Genomic DNA, 1,195 nt, shown 5'->3' on the forward strand with positions numbered 1-1,195 from the left:
ACACTCTGAAAAACACTTCCAGAATCTGGTGAAATACGCCGGTAATCCCGCCCCCCGAGTTCTTCCATGAAGCAGATGACCTTCGCCGACGCCGAGTACGCCGGCAAGCGCAAACAGACCCGTAAAGAGCTGTTCCTGATCGAGATGGATCAGGTGGTGCCGTGGAAAGGACTGATTGCCTTGATCGAGCCGCATTACCCCAAGGGCGAAGGTGGTCGGCCCGCCTATCCTCTGCTGGCCATGCTGCGTATTCACCTGATGCAGAACTGGTTTGGCTACAGCGACCCGGCCATGGAAGAAGCGCTCTACGAGACGACCATCCTGCGCCAGTTCGCCGGGTTGAGCCTGGAGCGCATTCCCGACGAAACCACCATCCTCAACTTCCGCCGGCTGCTTGAGAAACACGAACTGGCTGCCGGCATCCTGGCCGTCATCAATGGCTATCTCGGTGACCGCGGTCTGTCGCTGCGTCAGGGCACCATCGTCGATGCTACGTTGATCCATGCACCGAGTTCGACCAAGAACAAGGACGGCAAGCGCGACCCGGAGATGCACCAGACCAAGAAGGGCAACCAGTACTACTTCGGCATGAAGGCTCACATTGGTGTCGATGAGGAATCGGGTCTGGTGCACAGCGTGGTCGGGACGGCAGCCAATGTTGCAGACGTTACTCAGGTCGACAAACTGCTGCATGGCGTGGAGAACGTCGTCTGCGCCGATGCCGGTTACACCGGGGTCGAAAAGCGCTCAGAACATGCGGGCCGCGAAGTGATCTGGCAGGTCGCGGCGCGTCGCAGCACTTACAGAAAACTCGGCAAGAACAGCCCGCTCTACAAAGCCAAGCGCAAGATTGAAAAGGCCAAGGCGCAGGTGCGGGCCAAGGTCGAGCACCCATTCCGGGTGATCAAGTGCCAGTTCGGTTACGTGAAGGTACGCTTCCGCGGCCTGGCCAAGAACACCGCGCAGCTGATGACACTGTTCGCACTGTCGAACTTGTGGATGGCGCGTCGACATTTGATCGCCACCGCAGGAGAGGTGCGCCTGTAATGCGGGAAATGGCCACCGCGAGATGCTCGCGACGGCCAAAAAAGGAGAAATGAGTGGGCTATCTGGCTGGTTTTTGATCGATTGCTCGCTTTCAAAATCGACAAGGACTGAAGTTGGCGCGAAATACCCAGCTACTTCAGACCTTCCC

1 protein-coding gene is annotated in these 1,195 nt (G+C 58.2%); it reads left to right on the forward strand.

Going from position 1 to position 1,195, the window contains the following annotated elements:
* The first annotated feature begins 66 nt into the window (after positions 1 to 66).
* Positions 67 to 1,047 (forward strand): IS5 family transposase, encoded by a 981-nt coding sequence (locus tag B597_RS33555; protein WP_003296195.1) that lies wholly within the window; start codon positions 67 to 69, stop codon positions 1,045 to 1,047.
* The last annotated feature ends 148 nt before the right edge of the window (positions 1,048 to 1,195 follow it).

Source organism: Stutzerimonas stutzeri KOS6 (genome assembly GCF_000307775.2).
In the GTDB taxonomy this organism is placed as follows: Bacteria; Pseudomonadota; Gammaproteobacteria; order Pseudomonadales; family Pseudomonadaceae; genus Stutzerimonas; species Stutzerimonas stutzeri_B.

Coding starts and splice junctions, on each gene's coding strand:
- B597_RS33555 (WP_003296195.1), top strand. CDS start 67: ATGAAGCAGATGACCTTCGCCGACGCCGAGTACGCCGGCAAGCGCAAA.